20 protein-coding genes, 1 tRNA gene and 1 riboswitch are annotated in these 18,037 nt (G+C 70.5%); of the genes, 12 read left to right on the top strand and 9 right to left on the bottom strand.

All coding sequences use genetic code 11. The annotated features are described in order from the left end of the window. Positions 1-218: 218 nt before the first annotated feature. The 4 genes from pstS (at position 219) to pstB (ending at position 4,343) form a co-directional block, all read left to right on the top strand. Positions 219-1,325: a phosphate ABC transporter substrate-binding protein PstS gene (pstS, locus tag DEJ02_RS05890; RefSeq protein ID WP_071404717.1), complete on the top strand. Its 1,107-nt coding sequence runs from the start codon at positions 219-221 to the stop codon at positions 1,323-1,325. A gap of 139 nt (positions 1,326-1,464) precedes the next feature. Beyond that, entirely contained in the window at positions 1,465-2,415 is a 951-nt protein-coding gene (pstC, locus tag DEJ02_RS05885) for a phosphate ABC transporter permease subunit PstC (RefSeq protein ID WP_071404716.1), read from the top strand. Positions 2,416-2,428: 13 nt separating this feature from the next. Further along, a complete protein-coding gene (gene pstA / locus DEJ02_RS05880; protein ID WP_111024123.1) occupies positions 2,429-3,514 on the top strand; it encodes a phosphate ABC transporter permease PstA in 1,086 nt (361 codons plus the stop codon). Between the two features lie 49 nt (positions 3,515-3,563). Then, the gene (gene pstB / locus DEJ02_RS05875; RefSeq protein WP_027466631.1) at positions 3,564-4,343 is read left to right on the top strand and encodes a phosphate ABC transporter ATP-binding protein PstB; all 780 of its coding nucleotides are present in this window, start codon (positions 3,564-3,566) and stop codon (positions 4,341-4,343) included. Positions 4,344-4,527: 184 nt separating this feature from the next. On the opposite strand, the gene DEJ02_RS05870 is transcribed toward pstB, so the two are convergent. The 3 genes from DEJ02_RS05870 to DEJ02_RS05860 form a co-directional block, all read right to left on the bottom strand. Next, positions 4,528-5,403 carry an anti-sigma factor domain-containing protein gene (locus tag DEJ02_RS05870; RefSeq protein ID WP_111032321.1) on the bottom strand — a complete coding sequence of 292 codons (876 nt, stop codon included), beginning with the start codon at positions 5,401-5,403 and terminating at the stop codon, positions 4,528-4,530. Then, a complete protein-coding gene (gene sigK, locus DEJ02_RS05865; protein ID WP_027466633.1) occupies positions 5,400-5,999 on the bottom strand; it encodes an ECF RNA polymerase sigma factor SigK in 600 nt (199 codons plus the stop codon). The genes DEJ02_RS05870 and sigK overlap by 4 nt, the downstream gene beginning before the upstream one ends. A gap of 576 nt (positions 6,000-6,575) precedes the next feature. After that, complete coding sequence (locus tag DEJ02_RS05860) at positions 6,576-7,205, bottom strand: hypothetical protein (RefSeq protein WP_027466634.1); 630 nt, start codon at positions 7,203-7,205, stop codon at positions 6,576-6,578. Between the two features lie 127 nt (positions 7,206-7,332). On the opposite strand from DEJ02_RS05860, the gene DEJ02_RS18280 reads away from it, so the two are divergent. From DEJ02_RS18280 to DEJ02_RS05845, 4 genes are all read left to right on the top strand, one after another. Next, complete coding sequence (locus DEJ02_RS18280) at positions 7,333-7,494, top strand: hypothetical protein (RefSeq protein ID WP_017888098.1); 162 nt, start codon at positions 7,333-7,335, stop codon at positions 7,492-7,494. Positions 7,495-7,547: 53 nt separating this feature from the next. Then, positions 7,548-7,620 (top strand) — tRNA-Lys (locus tag DEJ02_RS05855). A 29-nt stretch (positions 7,621-7,649) separates the two neighbouring features. Then, complete coding sequence (locus DEJ02_RS05850) at positions 7,650-8,486, top strand: SGNH/GDSL hydrolase family protein (RefSeq protein ID WP_181433049.1); 837 nt, start codon at positions 7,650-7,652, stop codon at positions 8,484-8,486. A 176-nt stretch (positions 8,487-8,662) separates the two neighbouring features. Continuing rightward, on the top strand, positions 8,663-8,983 hold the full coding sequence (locus DEJ02_RS05845; protein WP_027466636.1) for a hypothetical protein: 321 nt from the start codon (positions 8,663-8,665) through the stop codon (positions 8,981-8,983). Positions 8,984-9,071: 88 nt separating this feature from the next. Here the strand turns inward: DEJ02_RS05845 and DEJ02_RS05840 are convergent, their stop codons facing one another. After that, positions 9,072-10,004 (bottom strand): aldose 1-epimerase family protein, encoded by a 933-nt coding sequence (locus DEJ02_RS05840; protein WP_111032319.1) that lies wholly within the window; start codon positions 10,002-10,004, stop codon positions 9,072-9,074. Further along, positions 10,001-10,855, bottom strand: a complete 855-nt coding sequence (locus DEJ02_RS05835; RefSeq protein WP_111032318.1) for a DeoR/GlpR family DNA-binding transcription regulator — start codon at positions 10,853-10,855, stop codon at positions 10,001-10,003. Before DEJ02_RS05835 ends, DEJ02_RS05840 begins: the two co-directional genes overlap by 4 nt. A gap of 64 nt (positions 10,856-10,919) precedes the next feature. On the opposite strand from DEJ02_RS05835, the gene galT reads away from it, so the two are divergent. Further along, complete coding sequence (galT, locus tag DEJ02_RS05830) at positions 10,920-12,017, top strand: galactose-1-phosphate uridylyltransferase (RefSeq protein WP_111032317.1); 1,098 nt, start codon at positions 10,920-10,922, stop codon at positions 12,015-12,017. Next, entirely contained in the window at positions 12,014-13,153 is a 1,140-nt protein-coding gene (gene galK / locus DEJ02_RS05825; protein ID WP_111032316.1) for a galactokinase, read from the top strand. The genes galT and galK overlap by 4 nt, the downstream gene beginning before the upstream one ends. 139 nt (positions 13,154-13,292) lie before the next feature. Here galK and DEJ02_RS05820 read toward each other — a convergent pair whose 3' ends face one another. From DEJ02_RS05820 to glyA, 3 genes are all read right to left on the bottom strand, one after another. After that, a complete protein-coding gene (locus DEJ02_RS05820; RefSeq protein ID WP_111032315.1) occupies positions 13,293-13,742 on the bottom strand; it encodes a hypothetical protein in 450 nt (149 codons plus the stop codon). Between the two features lie 114 nt (positions 13,743-13,856). Beyond that, entirely contained in the window at positions 13,857-14,792 is a 936-nt protein-coding gene (locus DEJ02_RS05815) for a tetrahydrofolate dehydrogenase/cyclohydrolase catalytic domain-containing protein (RefSeq protein ID WP_071404707.1), read from the bottom strand. Next, entirely contained in the window at positions 14,789-16,066 is a 1,278-nt protein-coding gene (glyA, locus tag DEJ02_RS05810) for a serine hydroxymethyltransferase (RefSeq protein ID WP_017888107.1), read from the bottom strand. The genes DEJ02_RS05815 and glyA overlap by 4 nt, the downstream gene beginning before the upstream one ends. 96 nt (positions 16,067-16,162) lie before the next feature. Further along, positions 16,163-16,247: riboswitch (ZMP/ZTP riboswitch) on the bottom strand. A 38-nt stretch (positions 16,248-16,285) separates the two neighbouring features. Here glyA and clpS point away from each other — a divergent pair. Both clpS and DEJ02_RS05800 read left to right on the top strand, forming a co-directional pair. Next, a complete protein-coding gene (gene clpS, locus DEJ02_RS05805) occupies positions 16,286-16,591 on the top strand; it encodes an ATP-dependent Clp protease adapter ClpS (RefSeq protein WP_071404706.1) in 306 nt (101 codons plus the stop codon). Then, the gene (locus DEJ02_RS05800) at positions 16,588-17,061 is read left to right on the top strand and encodes a DUF2017 family protein (RefSeq protein ID WP_111032314.1); all 474 of its coding nucleotides are present in this window, start codon (positions 16,588-16,590) and stop codon (positions 17,059-17,061) included. Before clpS ends, DEJ02_RS05800 begins: the two co-directional genes overlap by 4 nt. A 43-nt stretch (positions 17,062-17,104) precedes the next feature. Here DEJ02_RS05800 and DEJ02_RS05795 read toward each other — a convergent pair whose 3' ends face one another. Beyond that, on the bottom strand, positions 17,105-17,977 hold the full coding sequence (locus DEJ02_RS05795; RefSeq protein WP_111032313.1) for an NAD(P)H-binding protein: 873 nt from the start codon (positions 17,975-17,977) through the stop codon (positions 17,105-17,107). Between the last annotated feature and the right edge of the window lie 60 nt (positions 17,978-18,037).

The following is an 18,037-nucleotide window of genomic DNA, read 5'->3' as shown; positions in this document are numbered from 1 at the left end:
CATGCGTGCGCATCTTCCGAACGAGCGCACAGTGCCCCCGATCCTGCTCCCTGCGCGGGAGCGGCGCACGCCGCCCCGACGTGGACAACCCCTCGTTCACCTCCCGTTCACCAGCGGGGGTGATTGCGGTCACCTCGCGTCCCTACAGTCACTCCCGGGTCGGCACCGGCCCAGGGACCGCAGTGGTCCCACTGCATTCCATTCCCGAAGGGACCCCTGTGAACATCAAGCGAATCGGTTCGATCGCAGCAATCGCGATCGCCGGCGCAGTCGTGCTCTCCTCGTGCGCGGCAAACGAGGACGCGGGCAGCACCGAGTCCTCCTCCACCAGCGGCAGCGACTACTCGAAGCTCTCCGGCACCCTGACCGGCTCCGGCTCGTCGGCACAGCAGACCGCGCAGGCCACCTGGGCCGCCGGTTTCCAGAACGAGGCCTCGGGCGTCACCGTGAACTACACCCCGGACGGCTCGGGCGCCGGCCGCGAGAACTTCATGTCGGGTGCCGCGGACTTCGCCGGCTCGGACGCCGCGCTGAAGGACGAGGAGCTCTCGGGCAAGTTCGAGTCCTGCAAGGCGGACACCAAGGGCATCGACATCCCCGTCTACATCTCCCCGATCGCCATCGCGTACAAGGTCGACGGCGTCAGCGACCTGACCCTCGACGCGAAGACCATCGCGGGCATCTTCTCGGGCAAGATCACCAAGTGGGACGACTCCGAGATCGCCGACCTGAACAAGGACGCGAAGCTGCCGGACGCCGACATCACGGTCGTCCACCGCTCCGACGACTCGGGCACCACGCAGAACTTCTCGGAGTACGTCTCCGCGAACGCCTCGGACGTCTGGACCGAAGAGCCCAGCCAGACCTTCCCGTACTCGGTCGGTGACAGCGCGAAGGGCACCTCCGGTGTCGCCTCCGCGATGGGCAACGCCACCAACGCCATCACCTACATCGATGACTCCGGTGCGGGTGACCTCGACCGCGCGAAGCTGATGGTCGGCGACAAGGCGACCGAGATCTCGGCCGACGGTGCCGCGCAGGTCGTCGCCGACTCGAAGATCGCGACCGGCCGTGAGGACAACGACCTCGCGATCGACATCGACCGCAAGGACACCGCTGACGGTGCCTGGCCGCTGGTCCTCGTCTCCTACGCCATCGCGTGCCAGGAGTACAAGGACGCCGACAAGGCCGAGCTCGTGAAGGGCTACCTCGACTACGTCGTCTCGAGCGCCGCTCAGGACGCCGCTGCCAAGGAGGCCAAGTCGGCCGCCCTCTCCTCCGACCTCGCGTCGAAGGCCAAGGACGCGGTCGCTTCCATCAAGTAAGGCCCCCTGAGCGCCCGGACGCCGGTCCCACCCACACGACCGGCGTCCGGGCCCTCAGCCGTCCAGGACCCCACCTGGACGCGCACCACCACCCCAGAACCCGTCGCCTCCCCCGGCGTTCCTCCGACAGGAGTACCCCATGACGACCGCACCGGCCCAGCCAGGGGCCACCGTCACCCCGACCAAGCCGAAGCCCGTCGTCCGTGTCGGCGACCGCGTCTTCTCCGCCGCCTCGGTCATCGCCGGCGGCCTCATCCTCTTCGTGCTCGTGCTCGTCGCCGCGTTCCTCGTCTGGCAGAGCATCCCGGCCTTCTCCGCCAAGGTCGGCGAGCTGCCGGGCAAGGCCACGAACTTCTGGGACTTCGTCGGCCCCCTGGTCTTCGGCACCGTCTGGTCCGCGCTCATCGCGCTCGTGATCGCCGTGCCGCTGTCCCTCGGGATCGCCCTCTTCATCTCGCACTTCGCGCCGCGTCGACTCGCGCCGGTCCTCGGCTACGTGATCGACCTGCTGGCCGCGGTGCCGTCGGTCGTCTACGGCCTCTGGGGCATCGCCGTGCTGGCGCCCCTGGTGAAGCCGTTCTACGTCTTCCTGAACGAGTACATCGGCTGGTTCCCGCTGTTCTCCGGCCAGGTGTCCGGCACCGGCCGCACGATCCTGACCGCGTCGATCGTCCTCGCCGTCATGGCGATCCCGATCATGACCGCGGTCATGCGTGAGATCTTCCTGCAGGCCCCGACCCTCAACGAGGAAGCGGCCCTGGCCCTCGGCGCGACCCGCTGGGAGATGATCCGCCTGTCGGTCCTGCCGTTCGCGAAGTCCGGCATCGTCTCCGCGATCATGCTCGGCCTCGGTCGTGCACTCGGCGAGACGATGGCGATCGCACTGGTGCTGTCGGTCTCGACGAACGTCACGTTCCAGATGCTGACGTCGCAGAACCCCTCGACGATCGCCGCGAACATCGCCCTGCAGTTCGCCGAGGCATCCGGCACGGCCCTGAACGCGCTCATCGCGTCGGGTCTGATCCTCTTCGTCATCACCCTGGTCATCAACATGCTCGCGCGGTACATCGTCCGCAGCCGAGTCAGCTGAGAGGTCGCACCCGATGTCCCTCGCGCTCCGTCAGACCGGCACCGCCGGCAACGTCTACGCCAACGGCAAGCTGCACGCCTCCGTCCCGTGGCTGCTCCTGGTCGGCAGCTGGGTCGCCCTCGTCCTGGTCTTCGCGCTGCTCAACGCGGGTGGCGCCGTCAAGGACTTCAACGTCGTCGCTGCGATCTTCCTCGGCACGGTCCTGTTCGACGTCCTCATCGTCGTCATCTCGCGCATCGTCGAGGGCGGCCGCAAGGCGGTCGACCGCCTGGTCACCTCGCTCGTCATCACGGCGTTCGTCATCGCGGTCCTGCCGCTGGTGTCGCTGCTCTGGACGGTCATCGCCAAGGGCGTCGCCCGCTTCGACGCGAACTTCTTCTCGTACTCGATGCGCGGGGTCATCTCCGAGGGCGGCGGCGCGGTCCACGCCCTCATCGGCACGCTCGAGATCACGCTGTTCGCGGCGCTCATCTCGGTGCCGATCGGCCTGCTCACCTCGATCTACCTCGTCGAGTACGGTCGCGGCGCACTGGCGAAGGGCATCACGTTCTTCGTCGACGTCATGACGGGCATCCCGTCGATCGTCGCCGGTCTGTTCGCCTACGCGCTCTTCGCGCTGTTCCTCGGCCCGGGTGCCCGCTTCGGCCTGGTCGGCTCCGTCGCCCTGTCGGTGCTGATGATCCCGATCGTCGTGCGCTCCACCGAAGAGGTGCTGAAGATCGTCCCGATGGAACTCCGCGAGGCCTCGTACGCCCTCGGGGTGCCGAAGTACCTCACGATCCTCAAGGTCGTGCTCCCCACCAGCCTCGCCGGCATCACCACCGGCGTCATGCTCTCGATCGCCCGCGTCATCGGTGAGACCGCCCCGCTGCTCGTCACGGCCGGCTTCACCGCGAGCATGAACTACAACCTGTTCCGTGACCCGATGATGACCCTGCCGGTGTACGCGTACACGCAGTACTCGCAGCAGGGCGCCAACCCGGTGCCGTTCGTCGACCGGGCCTGGACCGCGGCCCTCGTGCTCATCCTGATCGTGATGCTGCTCAACCTGCTCGCCCGGTTCATCACCCGTCTCTTCGCCCCCAAGCTCAGCCGCTGACCCTCCGCCCCCGCGGAACCAGCGACACCACCCACCCAGAAGGATCAACGTGTCCAAGCGCATCGAGGTCGACGGCCTCAACGTCTACTACTCGAAGTTCAAGGCGGTCGAGGGTGTCGACATCACCATCGAGCCCCGCACCGTCACGGCCTTCATCGGCCCGTCGGGCTGCGGCAAGTCCACCTTCCTCCGCACCCTGAACCGCATGCACGAGGTCATCCCCGGCGCATGGGTCGAGGGATCGGTCAAGATCGACGGCGACGACCTGTACGGCGCCGGCGTCGACCCCGTGCTCGTCCGTCGTCAGGTCGGCATGGTCTTCCAGCGTCCGAACCCGTTCCCCACGATGTCGATCCGCGACAACGTGCTGGCGGGCGTGAAGCTCAACAACAAGCGCGTCTCCCGCTCCGAGGCCGACGACATCGTCGAGCGCTCGCTGCAGGGTGCGAACCTGTGGAACGAGGTCAAGGACCGCCTCGACAAGCCCGGCATGGGTCTGTCCGGTGGGCAGCAGCAGCGTCTCTGCATCGCCCGCGCGATCGCGGTCGAGCCGGACGTGCTCCTGATGGACGAGCCCTGCTCGGCCCTCGACCCGATCTCGACCCTCGCCATCGAGGACCTGATCGAGGAGCTCAAGAAGGAGTTCACGATCGTGATCGTGACCCACAACATGCAGCAGGCGTCGCGCGTCAGCGACAAGACGGCGTTCTTCAACATCGCCGGTACCGGCGCCCCCGGCAAGCTCATCGAGTTCGACGACACCGCGACGATGTTCTCGAACCCGTCCGTGCAGGCCACCGAGGACTACGTCTCGGGCCGCTTCGGTTGATCGGCATCCGTCCGTCGCACTGACGGACGGCCTGGAGGCCCGGTGCACGTCCGCCACGGACGCGCACCGGGCCTTCGTGGTTGCGCCTGAGAGCCGTGCGGACGCAGAACGACGAAGCCGCTGTCGTGTGACAGCGGCTTCGTCGTTCTGCGTCGGTGACGGTCCAGCAGGACCGCCCGAGGCGTCAGGCCGTGGTGGTGGGGACCGCCATGATCGGCGAGGTGGTCGGCTGCTCGGAACCGCCCTCGGGCTCGACCGTCATGCCGATCGTCGCACCCTCGGACATCGCGCCCTTGAGCACGGCGGAGTGCACGCCGTCGGCCGCACCGTCGACCAGGCCGGCCGACTTGATGGTGCCGCCCTGCTCCTCGGAGCCGATGTACCAGAGCTCGTACGTCTTGCCCTTCGGTGCCTGCTCGACACCGTCGAGGATCACCGCGGACTTGCCGAGGTCGTTCGACCACACGACCGTCGCCGAACCGCCGCCCGCGACCTTGGTCGTGGTGCGCTGGAAGTCCGAGGCGGCGTAGATGCGGTCCAGGCCGCTCGAGGCCTGCGTCGTGCCGGTGCCGGAGCCGTTCGGGTCGAAGATCGACCCGACGCCGAGTCCGCCGAAGAAGACCGCGGCGACGGCGGCTGCGGCCGTCAGCATGACCGCCGGACGCTGGAACCAGCGGCGGCGAGCCTCGGACGATGCCCGGCCACCGGCGGTGGGGCCGTCGGCGATCGAGGCGACGTGCCTGGCGGGCTCGGGACGGGCCTCCTGGACGGAGGTGGTCTCGGCGACCGGGGCATGGTCGACCGTCGTGTCGGCGAGGGGCGCAGCCTGGGGGGTCGTCGCGATCCGGGCCAGCAGCGACGCCTTCAGCGACGCGGGGGGCTCGATCGGTGCGACGGCGTAGGCGAGCTGCAGCGCGGTCTCGCGCAGCGAGTCGTTCTCGGCCTGCAGCTCGGGGGACGTCCGGAGGGCGTCCTCGAGGAGCGCGCGCTCGTCGTCGGACAGCGCGTCGAGTGCGTGGGAACCCGTCATCAGTGCGGGGTCGTCGTGGCGTTCGGTCATGAGGTCACCCCCATCTCGTCTCGGAGTCGGATCATCCCGTCACGGAGACGGGTCTTGACGGTGCCGATGGGGACACCGAGGTGTTCGGCCATCTCGCTGTGCGAGTAGCCGCCGTAGTACGCGAGTTGCACGGCCTGCCGCTGGAACTCGGTGAGCTTCGCCAGCGCTCGGCCGACGCGCTCGTGCTCGATGCGGATCTCCACGGACTCGGAGACCTGGTCGAAACCGGCCTCGAGGTCGCGGATGCCGATCTTGGTGTCGCGGTCGTGCGACGACTGCGAGGCACGGACCCGGTCGACCGCTCGGCGGTGGGCCATGGTGAGGACCCAGCTGGCGGCCGTCCCACGCTTCCGGTCGAAGCGGGTGGCCTGCTGCCAGACCTCCAGGAAGACCTCCTGCGTGACCTCTTCCGACTGCGCGCGGTCCCGGAGGAGGCGCGTGATCAGACCGAGGACACGACCGGAGAGTGCGTCGTAGAGGTCCGCGAAGGCGGCTTGGTCACCGGCGGCGACCCGGGCGAGGAGGTCGTCCGGCGATGCCTGAGCTGGCTCTGACGAGCTCCAGCGTTCGGTGTCGCTATCCACGAGGGCAAGCATTGCAGGTTTCCCTCCTCTCGGTTGCTTTCGTTGACCAGGCGGGTAGCACGAAGCCTCCGCATGGGCGGTCGAGACGAGGGGCCGGCGTGACCCACAGGGAATTGACCGGCGGTGCCGGTCCGGGTCACACCGGGCCTCTCGCTTCGTGACGGGCATTCCGTCCGTCACGCAGATGATTCGGTGCGGTCCCCGCTGTGGATTGGATGGGGGTCGGGATTTCTCGGCGGGATGGGCGCGGCGGGCCCGCACAGGGGTGCGCGCGGGCACGCCCGGGGCCGGTTCTGTCCACCATGAGTGAACAGGGTCGAGTGATCAGCCGACGTCTCGTAGACTTGGTCTCGCCGGGCCGCAGCAAGCCCCGGGCTCCAAAATTCGCCGCTTCGAGCGGCCTCGCGCCGAGAGGCGCTTCTGCGGCCCGGTCTTTTTGTGCCCGGACGCGGTCACGTCCGGGTTTTCTGCTGCGCGGCCCTTGGCCTGGCGCGTCATCGCGCTGCTGCGCGGTCCTGGCCGTGCGCGGCATCGCGCTGCTGCGCATCCTGGCCTGGAGGCCCGGTGCGGGTCCGTCCCGCCGCTCGCTCAGTCCAGGCTGTCGCGGCGCCAGAGCGCCGCAGCCTCGGTCAGGTCGGCAGCCAACTCCGTCAGGCGGAGCGCCCGCGTCGTGAGTTCGCTCGCGCGCTCGGACGCCACCAGGTCGGACTCGTCGGCCACGGCGGTCGCGCCGGCGGCGGTCAGTCGGCAGAACGACGCCCCGCGGTCGAGCGCCACCGCGAGGTCGCCCGTGTACAGGCCGTGCAGGATGCGGTCGGCGAGCGTCAGGATCTCCGCCGGCCCCGTCGGTTCCTCGGCACCCGCGACCGCCTGGTCGATCGTGCCGATCTGCGCCGTGCCCCGCTCGAACAGGTACGCGATCTCCTCCGGGTTCTGCCGGATGACGATGCGCACCAGGTACACCCGCCAGAGCGCCCCCGGCAGGGTGTGCGCCCCGACCCGCGCCCACAGCTCCGCGATGGCGTCGATGCCGTGCACGTCGGTGTAGGTGACGAGCCGCTCGACCACGGCCGGGTCCGGGTCCTCGCGCACGCGGTGCAGCAGGGCGTTCGCGGTCTCGTGCGCGACACGGTTCACGAGCGCCGGGTCCTCACCGCCCTGGATGGCGGCGAACTCGGCGTCGGTGAAGTGGACGGGACGGTGGTGATCGCGAGGCACCGCAGCAGTGTAGGCGCGGCCGGTGACACGCCCGCGTCCCGTTCGCCCAGAACGCAACGGCTGCGCCACGCGTACCGTGTTGCGGCAGGGAGGCGCTCCTCCCTGCACGTGAAGGAGAGGATCTTCCATGAACGCCCTGCTCATCATCCTGGCTGTGATCGCAGTCATCCTGCTGTTCGTCGGCGGTTTCGCTGCGAGCCTCAAGTTCCTGCTCTACGTCGGCATCGTGCTGCTGATCATCGCGGTCATCGCGTGGCTGCTGCGGACGCTCACCGGACGCCGGGGCTGACCCGGTCGGACGGTTCCGTCCCGGAGGCCCTCACCCGCTAGCCTTGCGGGTGAGGGCCTCTAGCTCAGTTGGTAGAGCACCGGACTTTTAATCCGAGGGTCGTGGGTTCGAGCCCCACGGGGCCCACCCACTAGCTCCTGTCTAGAATGTCCTCGATGGGCCGACGATCGCAGCGCGAGCGGCCGGGCACCCCCACCGGCCCGGCGACGATGCGCCGACGCCGCCGGAAGCTGGTGCCGGCACTCGCCCTCGGCGCGATGGCGCTCGGGGTCTCCGGACTCCTGCTGATCCTGCCGAGCGTCTCGAGTGCCTGCCAGCCGGTGTCCTCGTCGACCTCGGCCTCGGCCGTCGCTGCCCCCGGCGTCTCGGCCGACCGCGTCGCCGCGGCGATCGAGCCCGGGTCGCGCGTCCTGATCGTGGGTGACTCGTACACCTCGGGTCGGGGCTCGGCCAGCGGACTCCGCGGTTGGGCACAGGACCTCAGCGAGGACCGTGGGTGGACGGCCAAGATCGACGGGTACCCGGGCACCGGCTACGTCGACACCGGTCGGACCGGTTCGTCGCACTACACGTACGGGCCACGCCTCGAACGGCACGCTGCGTTCGACCCCCAGCTCGTGATCGTGCAGGGAAGCCAGAACGACTGGCTCGTCGACTCGGACACCCTCCGCGCCACGGTGGAGCGGACCCTCCGCACGGCGCAGCAGACCTGGCCGGACGCCGTCGTCGTCGCGCTCGGCCCGTCAGCGCCGCTCCCCTGGGCGAACTCGACCGTCGGTGTCGCCGCGTCGGTCTCCGCGGGTGCCGCCGCCGCCGGTGTCCCGTACATCGACGCCCTCGCCGGCAGGTGGTTCACGTCGAGCAACAGCCCGGGGTACTCCGCCGTCGACGGCGGCCACCCGAACGACGCCGGCTACCAGTACCTGGCGGACCGCGTCAGCGAGTCCCTCGACGCCCTCGGCGCACCCGTCGGCAGCGCCCGCTGCGTCTGAGCGACGCCATCTGCTCCTGAACGGGGTACAACCCGTCCCCAGCGGGCTCATGGGAGATCCCCTGCCCACCACAGCCCGCCCTCAGCGGATTGTTGGGCTGCCGCCGATAGTGTCGTTCCCGGATCCGATCACCGGATCCTGCAGCACAGCACCACCACGAACGAACGGGGTACACCGTGATCGAGCCCATCGAAGCCACGCAGACCAGCACCACCGGTGACGCGCGCCGCATCGTCGAGCTCGCAGCAGCGACCAACACGACGATGAGCAACGAGCTCCTGCTCGACACGCTCCGCCGCAACGCCCAGGTCACGACCCGCCACATCCGCAAGGACTTCATCGAGGTCGCGACGGCCACCGCCGTGCTCGGCTACGTCTGCCGGCAGCGCAAGGACTTCATCGCGCTCCGTGGCGACGACCCGGCGTGGGCGCACGAGGTCGGCCGGTACGCGACCGAGTCCCTCGCGGTCGAGGCACTCCGGATGCGCCGCGGTTGACGCCCGGCGTCCGACACGAACGATGAAGGCCCCGCCGGACGCCCGGCGGGGCCTTCATCGTGTCAGCGGTGCGAGCTGACCGGAGTCCTCAGGACCAGACGCGGCGGATCCCCCACGAACCGGTCCAGGTCTCGTCCGGCTCGAGCCAGCGCAGGCCCTCGCCCGAGTTCAGGGCGTTCGCGGGTGCCGTCATCGGTTCGACCGCGACGGCGAGGCCCTTCCCGTCGCCCCGCGGGTACTCGCGCGAGGTGAAGACCTGCACGTAGGGGAACGAGGCGTCCTGCCAGAGCTCCACACCGTCGCCCTCGGGCCCGTGCATCGTCGTGCGGCGGATCCCGTCGGCGTCGGGGGTGACGTCCGTGTAGGCGGTGTCGAGGTCCGAGTCCCCGGCACGTCGCCCCTGGCGCAGGTCGTACGGCGTGCCCTCGACCGGCACCGAACCGTTCGGGACCTTCTGCTCGTCGACGGTGAAGGCGGTCGCGGCGTCGAGCGTGACGACCAGGTCGTCGGCGGGGGTGTCACCGGCACGCAGGTACGGGTGCGCGCCGACGGCGAAGGGTGCGCGGACGCCCGAACGGTTCGTGACCTCGTGCGTGACGCGGATGCCGTCGACGACGAGTTCGTGCAGCACGCGCGTCTCGAGGGTGAAGGGCCACCCGTGCTGCGGGTGGATCGTCGCTTCCTGCTGGATCGACGTCTCGGTCTGCGACACCACCCGGTACGGGGCGAACCGGAGCAGTCCGTGCGACGCGTTGCCGTACTTCGGCTCCGAGACGTCGAGCTGCTGCCGCTTGCCGTCGAGCTCCCACACACCACCGGCGACGCGGTTCGGCCAGGGCGCCAGGACGATGCCGTTCGCCCCCGGCGGCTGCTCGGTCACGGGGAACGGCTCGGTGATGTCGAAGCCGGCGACGCGGAGTTCGCGGATACCCGCGGCGACCTCGGTGACCACGGCTTCGACGACCCCGTCGGGTCCGGCGTGGTGGAGGCGGTACTGGCCACCCGTGGGTGCTGCGGTCATGGGGTGTTCTTCCTTCCGGCTGGTTCGGTGTGCTGCTCGCCGTCGGCGACGATCACCTGGGCCCCGGCCGCCCGGATCGTGGCGACCGCGGCGGCGTCGGCCTCGGCGGTGACGACGACGTCGATGTCCTCGAGCGCGCGGACGACCCCGATGTGGGCCCGGCCGAACTTCGACCCGTCCGCGACCACGACCGTACGCCGGGCCGTCGCCGCGAGCATCCGCTTGGCCTCGGTCTCGGGCAGGTTCACGTTCGTCAGGCCGTGGTCGACGTCGAGTCCGGTCCCGCCGAGGAACACGAGGTCCGCGGCGATCATCGGCAGGACCGCCCCGTTGAAGGGGGCGACGAGCGAGTGCTGCAGGGGCCGGAGGGTGCCGCCGGTGACGATCACGGTGAAGCGCGGAACGGCTCGCTCGAGCGCGAGCGCCGTGGTGAGGGAGTTCGTGACGACCGTGACGCCGGTGAGCTCGGTGCGCGCCACGAGGGCCTCGGCGACGGCGGCCGGCGTGGTGCCGACGTCGAGGACGACGCACTCCCCCGGGCGGACCAGCGCAGCGGCCGCACGGCCGATGGCGGCCTTGGCCACCTGGTGCTCGACGGCGGTCTCCTCGAAGGGGCGCTCGGTGGACCCGACCCCGAGGCGGACCGCGCCTCCGTGCACCCGCCGGATCCGGGCCTCCTGGTCGAGGACGGCGAGGTCCTGGCGGACCGTCACCTCGCTGGTGCCGAGGGACGCGGCCAACGCGGCCGTCCGGACCATGCCGGGGGCGCCTTCGACGATCGCGACGATGCGGTCCTGCCGGAGGGGCGCGGGCAGCGCGCCGGCGAGGAAGGAGAGGTCGGCGTCCGTCATGTGCACAGTTTCGCTTGCTTCCGATGTCTTTCGCAACGCTTCGGATGGGCGCTAGGCTGTTCCGGTGATCACCAAGCGCGTGACGAAGCTCGCGGACGGCCGCGACCTCTTCTACTTCGACGACGCCGACTCGACGCTGCCCGCAGAACGCAGCATCGACGAGCGCGTGCTCGACCCGCGGCCCGAGACGGCGCGGATGCGGCAGGACGTCCTGACGGGCGAGTGGGTTTCGATCGCGGCGTCCCGGCAGAACCGGGTGTTCCTGCCGCCGGCCGACCAGGACCCGCTCGCGCCCCAGAGCCCGGCCAACCCGTCCGAGATCCCGAGCTGCTACGACGTCGCCGTGTTCGAGAACCGCTCGCCGTCGTTCGGCCCGCTGCTCGAAGCCGACGACGCTCCCGAGTCGCTCGAGTCCCTGAGCGACGTCGGCCTGAACCGCCAGCTCCGCTCGGTCGGCCGGTGTGAGGTCGTGTGCTTCTCGCCCGAGACCTCCGGGTCCTTCGCCTCCATCTCCGAGTCGCGTGCCCGCACCGTCGTCGAAGCCTGGGCCGACCGTACCGCCGCACTCTCCGCGATGCCGGGCATCCAGCAGGTGTTCCCCTTCGAGAACCGGGGCGAGGCGATCGGCGTCACGCTGCACCACCCGCACGGGCAGATCTACTCGTACCCGTACATCACACCGCGCACCCAGCGCCTGCTCGCGAGCATCGAACGGTTCGGTCCGGACCTGTTCGAGCAGCACCTCGCGAACGAGCGGGGTTCCGAGCGAGTCGTCCTCGCTGGCGAGCACTTCACCGCCTTCGTCCCGTTCGCCGCGCGCTGGCCCATCGAGATCCACATGCTGCCGCACCGCCACGTCCCCGACTTCGCCGGCCTGACCGACGCCGAGAAGGACGAGCTGGCCCGCATGCACCTCCGGCTCACGCGTGGGCTCGACGCGCTCTACGGCGACCCGACGCCGTACATCGCCGCGTGGCACCAGGCACCGGTGCACACCGCCCGCGACACCGTGCGGCTGATGCTGCAGATCACCTCGCCGCGGCGTGCGGCGGACAAGTTGAAGTTCCTGGCCGGCAGCGAAGCCGCCATGGGCGCCTGGATCGGGGACCTCGTGCCCGAGAAGGCGGCCGAGTTCATCCGACAGGGAGTCGAGCGCGCATGACGTTCCAGCAGGTCTACGGGTACGAGCCGACGGTGCGGTACTCCGCCCCGGGTCGCGTCAACCTGATCGGTGAGCACACCGACTACAACGACGGCTACGTGCTGCCCTTCGCGATCGACCGTCGCACCACCGCCTCCATCGCGCAGCGCGACGACCGGACGATCCGCGTCGCCTCCGCCTTCGACGCCACGAGCGCCCCGGTGGCGCTGTCCCTGGACGACCTGTCGCCCGAGGCCATGGACGGCTGGTCGGCGTACGTCTTCGGCATCGCCTGGGCCCTGCGCGAGCAGGCCGGTGCCGATCTGAGCGACAAGACCGGGTTCGACGTCTTCATCGAGTCCGACGTGCCGGTCGGTGCGGGCCTGTCGTCGAGTGCCGCGATCGAGTGCGGTGTCGCGCTGGCGTTCAACGACCTGTGGGAACTCGGCCTCGACCGGAAGACCCTGGCGCGGGTCGGGCAGTACTCGGAGAACCACGCCGTCGGTGCCCCCACCGGCATCATGGACCAGTCCGCCTCGCTGCTCGGCGAGCAGGACGCCGTCGTGTTCCTCGACTGCCGCACGCTCGACACCGCCGTCGTCGACCTGGCACTCGAGGCGAACGGGCTCGAGGTCCTGGTGATCGACACACGCGTCGAGCACGCCCACGCGACCGGTGGCTACGCGGCTCGTCGGGCCTCGTGCGAGAAGGGTGCGCGGGTGCTCGGTGTCGAGGCCCTGCGTGACGTCAGCGTCGAGGACCTGCCTCGTGCGCAGGAGCTCCTGGACGACGAGACCTTCCGCCGCGTACGGCACATCGTGACCGAGGACCAGCGCGTCCTCGACACCGTCCGCACGCTGCGCGAACAGGGTCCCCGGGCGATCGGTTCCCTGCTCGTCGCGTCGCACGAGTCGATGCGCGACGACTTCGAGATCTCCGTGCCGGAGCTCGACCTGGCCGTCGCGACCGCCGTCGAGCACGGTGCCGTCGGTGCGCGCATGACCGGTGGTGGGTTCGGCGGTGCGGCGATCGCGCTGGTCGACCGGGAGTCACGCGGGGCGATCACCGCCGCCGTCACCGCCGCCTTCGCCGACGCCGGGTTCCGCGAGCCGAACGTGTTCACGGTGCACGCCGCGCAGGGCGCCCGGCGCGACTGACGGCTGCGGCGGGCTCGGCCGCTCGGCCGCTCGGCCGCTCGACGTTTCGCGCTGAGCGACAGTTCACGCGGCGATCGGCCCGTGGACTGTCGCTCAGCGCAGAAGAACGGAAGCGCCCCGACCGCCGCGCCCCGCCGACTCAGCCGAGGTAGTCCGCGTACCGGACGTACTCCACCACGTTCCCGAGCACGAACGGGTGCGTCCGACCGTGCTCCACGGCCCACTCCACCCACGCGGTCTGCGCCGGCATGAGCAACCACACCAGGGCGGTGGTCCCGAGCACGGCGGCCAGGGTCAGGCCCATCACGGTGTGCTCGTCGAAGCGGGCTGCACCACGGCGGGCGATCGCGACGACGAACCCGGCGACCGCGAACCCCACCGTCGCGAGCGTCCATCCGGGCCAGGGCTCCGACGTGAACGTGTACTCCTGGCCGGCGTGCACGAAGGTCGTCGCCCAGGTGGACCCCGGAGCCTGGAACAGCACGCAGATCGCCACGATGACGATCAGCCACCGGGCGTCCTTGGTCAGTTGCGACGGCTCGGGCCGGGCTCGCATCACCGGCGTCGTCTGCAGTCGTTCGTCCCCCATGCCGCGACCGTAGCACCGGCTGGGCGCACTTCGTGAGCAGCAATGGTCGGGTGCGATGACGCCACCCGACCATTGCTGCACACCATCGGCGCGCGAGCCACGCGACCGCCCGCGCTACGACAGCTGGCGCTCGGCGGCCTCGACGACGTTCTTCATGAGCATCGCGCGGGTCATCGGCCCGACGCCACCGGGAGTCGGCGACAGGAAGCCCGCGACCGACGCGACCGCGGGGTCGACGTCGCCGTGCAGCTTCGCCTTGCCGGTCTCCTCGTTGACCACGCGGGTGATCCCCACGTCGATGACGGCGGCACCGGGCTGCACCCAGTCGGGCTTGACGAGCCCGGCGACCCCGGCCGCGGCGACGATGATGTCGGCGCGACGGCACTCCGCGGCGACGTCGGCGGTCAGCGAGTGCGTCAGGGTCGCGGTCGCCTCGAGCCGCGTGAGGAGCAGGCCGAGCGGCCGTCCGACGGTCAGCCCCTGGCCGATGATCGTCACGTGCGCACCGCGGATCGGGATCTCGTACGCGTCGAGCATCGCGACGATGCCCCGCGGCGTGCAGGGCAGCGGTGCGTCGATCGTGCCGGCACCACCGGGCACGGCGAGCACGAGCTCGCCGAGGTTCGTCGGGTGCAGGCCGTCGGCGTCCTTCGACGGGTCCATCAGCTCGAGCATCGGCGTCGGGTCGATGCCCTGCGGCAGCGGGAGCTGCACGATGAACGCGGTGACCCGGGGGTCGTCGTTCATCTGCAGGATCGCAGCCCGGATGTCGGCAGCGGACGCGGTCTCGGGCAGGTCGATGCGGTGCGAGTCGAGCCCGATCGACGCCGAGTCGCGGTGCTTGCCCGCGACGTAGGACATCGAGCCGGGGTTCGAGCCGACCATGATCGTGCCGAGGCCCGGACGGATGCCGTGCTCGTGCAGGCGGTCGATCCGGCCCCGGAGTTCGTCGAGCGTCCGGGCGGCGAGGGCGGTGCCGTCGATGCGGACGGCACTACCCTCACCGGCCCAGAGTTCGCGCGGGAGCGCCGCGCTGACCGAACCGCTCACGCGTAGAGCGGGAACGCGTCGGTCAGGACCTTCACCCGCGCCGAGAGTGCTGCGACGTCCGGGTTCGGCATGAGGGTCAGCGCGATGATGTCGGCCACCTCGGTGAACTCGGCGTCGCCGAAGCCACGGGTCGCCAGCGCCGAGGTGCCGATGCGGACACCCGAGGTGACCATCGGCGGGCGCGGGTCGAACGGCACGGAGTTGCGGTTCACGGTGATGCCGACCTCGTGCAGCAGGTCTTCGGCCTGCTTGCCGTCGACCTCGGACGCGCGCAGGTCGACGAGCACCAGGTGCACGTCGGTGCCGCCGGTGAGCACGTCGATGCCCGCGGCCTTGGCGTCGTCGGCGGTCAGACGGGCGGCGAGGGCCTGGGCGCCGCGGATCGTGCGCTCCTGACGGTCCTTGAACTCCGGGGTGCCGGCGAGCAGGAACGCGGTGGCCTTCGCGGCGATCACGTGCATGAGCGGGCCGCCCTGCTGGCCGGGGAAGACCGCGGAGTTCAGCTTCTTGAACAGGGTCTCGTCGTTCGACAGGATGATGCCCGAGCGGGGGCCGCCGAGGGTCTTGTGGACCGTCGACGAGACGACGTGGGCGTGCGGGACCGGGGACGGGTGCAGCCCGGCGGCGACGAGGCCGGCGAAGTGCGCCATGTCGACCCAGAGCTTCGCACCGACCTCGTCCGCGATCTCGCGGAACTTCGCGAAGTCGAGCTGGCGCGGGTAGGCGGACCACCCGGCGATCAGGACCTTCGGCTGGTGCTCGATGGCCTTCGCGCGGATGTCGTCGTAGTCGACCTCGAACGTCTCGGGGTCGACGCCGTACGCCACGGCGTTGTAGATGCGGCCCGAGAAGTTGAGCTTCATGCCGTGGGTCAGGTGACCGCCGTGCGCGAGCTCGAGGCCGAGGATGGTGTCGCCGGCCGAGGCGATGGCGTGCAGGACGGCCGCGTTCGCCGTCGCGCCGGAGTGCGGCTGCACGTTCGCGTACTCGGCACCGAAGAGCGCCTTGGCACGGTCGATGGCGAGCTGCTCGGCGACGTCGACGTACTCGCAGCCGCCGTAGTAGCGCTTGCCCGGGTAGCCCTCGGCGTACTTGTTGGTGAGCACGGAGCCCTGCGACTCGAGCACGGCGCGCGGCACGAAGTTCTCGGACGCGATCATCTCGAGGGTGTCGCGCTGGCGTCCGAGCTCCTGCTGCAGGACGGCGGCGATCTCGGGGTCGACCTCGGTGAGCGGGGCGTTGAAGGCGGCGCGGGCGGCGGCCTGCTCGGCCACCTCGGCCGAATCGGAGACGAACGGGGGCAGATCGGCAATGGACACGGGACTCCTACGGTGTGCGGACGACCAGCTGGTCGCACTCGGACGGTCGGTCGGTGCAGCCCAGGCGTACGGCCGCGCACCGTGTCTTTGTCGCTCCCCGATGGTGACCCATCCAACGCCAGTCGCGACCTGACGATCGTACCGAGCCACCGCACCCTGTGTCACCCTGGATGCATGACGCTGCTCTCGCCCGACGTGGACGAACGGACCACCACGGACGAACGGACCAGTGCGCGGGCGGACACCCCGTGGGTCACGGTGGTGTGGGACGACCCGGTGAACCTGATGTCGTACGTCACCTACGTCTTCCAGCGGCACTTCGGGTTCTCACGCGAGCAGGCCGAGCGGCTCATGCACCAGGTGAACGACGACGGCCGGGCGATCGTGGCGACGGGCCCGCGCGAGTCGATGGAGGCCCACGTGCAGTCCATGCACGGCTACGGACTCCAGGCGACCGTCGACAAGGCCCCCGAAGCGTGATCCCGTTCGTCCGCCGCGCCGACGGCGTCCACCTCGGCCTGTCCTCCGGCGAGCGCGACCTGCTCGCCTCGCTCACCGAGCAGCTGCGGCAGGTGCTCGGCGGCGACCTGTCCACCGACCCGCTCAGCGAGCGGATGTTCCCGGACGCCTACCCCGGCGACGACGCGGCGAGCGCGGAGTTCCGGAAGTACACGCAGTCCGACCTGCTCACGCAGAAGACGACGAACGCCTCGATCGTGCACGACTGGCTGACGGGCACCCGCGACGGTTCGCTCGACGCCGAGGACGAGCAGGCGTGGCTCCGCACCCTCACCGACCTGCGGCTGACGATCGCCGATCGGCTGGGCATCGAGGACGCCGACGACGAGGAACGCTCGGTCGAGGCCGACGCGGGCGTCGGCCTGCGCGACGTCTACGACTGGCTCGGTTACGTGCAGGAACACCTGGTCGTCACGCTCACGTCGCGCTGACGGCCCACGGCCTGGAGGCCCGGATCACCTCCGGTGCGGCGGGTCACCCCAGCAGGTCGTCGCGGTGGGCTCGCGCCCAGTCGGCCAGGCTCCGGGGTGCGGTGCCGGTGATGCGCAGGACGTCGTCGCTCATCACGTCGACACCGTCGAGGCCGCGGCGGACGACCCGGCCGAACTGCTGCCGGAGCCCCTCGGCCTGCCACGCGGGCACGCCGCTCACGCGCAGCACGCCGGCGTAGACCCGGCTCGGCAGGTGCAGGGCGCGCACGGGTCGGCCGAGCCCGGTGGCGAGCGCGGTGGCGACACCGCGCGCGTCGAGCAGGTCCGGGCCGGTGAGCACCGGTTCGGTGCTGTCGTGGCCGTCCTCCGTCAGCACCCGGGCGGCGGTCCGGGCGATGTCCTCGGTGTCGATCCAGCCGATCACCCCGCGGCCCGTGGTGTGCGGGAACCACCCCCGTCGGATCGCCGGCGCCGAGGGCTGCACGTTCGTCATGAACGACGAGGGGTGCAGGATCGTCCACGCCAGCCCGCTCTCGCGCACGCGCCGGTCGATGTGCCAGGCGGCGCTCGCCCACGACATCGGGGAGTGCTCGGCGGCGTCCCCGCCCGACAGCTGCACGATCCGGCCGATCCCTGCACGCTGCGCCGCACGGACCCCGGTGGTGCCCTGCTCGCGCTGCCGCTGGCTGACCGGCGTCACGAGGAAGAACCGGTCGACCCCTTCGAGCGCCGCGGTGAGGGCGTCCTCGTCGCCCAGGTCGGCCAGGCGTCCGTCGATGCCCCGCGCCCGGAGCGCGTCGACCTGTTCGGGCCGCCGGACCACGGCTCGCACCGTCACCCCGGCCGCCCGCAGCAGCTCCGCCGTCTTGCCCCCGACGTCCCCGGTCACACCGGTGACCGCCACGATCTCGCCCATGTCTGCTCCTCGTCCCGCCGACCCCTTTTGGTATCAGTTTTCTGATACCAGAACGTACGC

The sequence above is a fragment of the Curtobacterium sp. MCLR17_042 genome, assembly GCF_003234695.1.
Taxonomy (GTDB): Bacteria; Actinomycetota; Actinomycetes; order Actinomycetales; family Microbacteriaceae; genus Curtobacterium; species Curtobacterium flaccumfaciens.
Note: the sequence above shows the minus strand (reverse complement) of the source record. Positions and strands in the feature narration are given on the sequence as shown.

Coding starts and splice junctions, on each gene's coding strand:
- DEJ02_RS05870 (WP_111032321.1), bottom strand. CDS start 5,403: ATGACCGAACGCCACGACGACCCCGCACTGATGACGGGTTCCCACGCA.
- DEJ02_RS18280 (WP_017888098.1), top strand. CDS start 7,333: ATGAACGCCCTGCTCATCATCCTGGCTGTGATCGCAGTCATCCTGCTG.
- pstA (WP_111024123.1), top strand. CDS start 2,429: ATGTCCCTCGCGCTCCGTCAGACCGGCACCGCCGGCAACGTCTACGCC.
- sigK (WP_027466633.1), bottom strand. CDS start 5,999: ATGCTTGCCCTCGTGGATAGCGACACCGAACGCTGGAGCTCGTCAGAG.
- DEJ02_RS05820 (WP_111032315.1), bottom strand. CDS start 13,742: ATGGGGGACGAACGACTGCAGACGACGCCGGTGATGCGAGCCCGGCCC.
- galK (WP_111032316.1), top strand. CDS start 12,014: ATGACGTTCCAGCAGGTCTACGGGTACGAGCCGACGGTGCGGTACTCC.
- DEJ02_RS05835 (WP_111032318.1), bottom strand. CDS start 10,855: ATGACGGACGCCGACCTCTCCTTCCTCGCCGGCGCGCTGCCCGCGCCC.
- DEJ02_RS05795 (WP_111032313.1), bottom strand. CDS start 17,977: ATGGGCGAGATCGTGGCGGTCACCGGTGTGACCGGGGACGTCGGGGGC.
- pstC (WP_071404716.1), top strand. CDS start 1,465: ATGACGACCGCACCGGCCCAGCCAGGGGCCACCGTCACCCCGACCAAG.
- DEJ02_RS05850 (WP_181433049.1), top strand. CDS start 7,650: ATGGGCCGACGATCGCAGCGCGAGCGGCCGGGCACCCCCACCGGCCCG.
- clpS (WP_071404706.1), top strand. CDS start 16,286: ATGACGCTGCTCTCGCCCGACGTGGACGAACGGACCACCACGGACGAA.
- DEJ02_RS05840 (WP_111032319.1), bottom strand. CDS start 10,004: ATGACCGCAGCACCCACGGGTGGCCAGTACCGCCTCCACCACGCCGGA.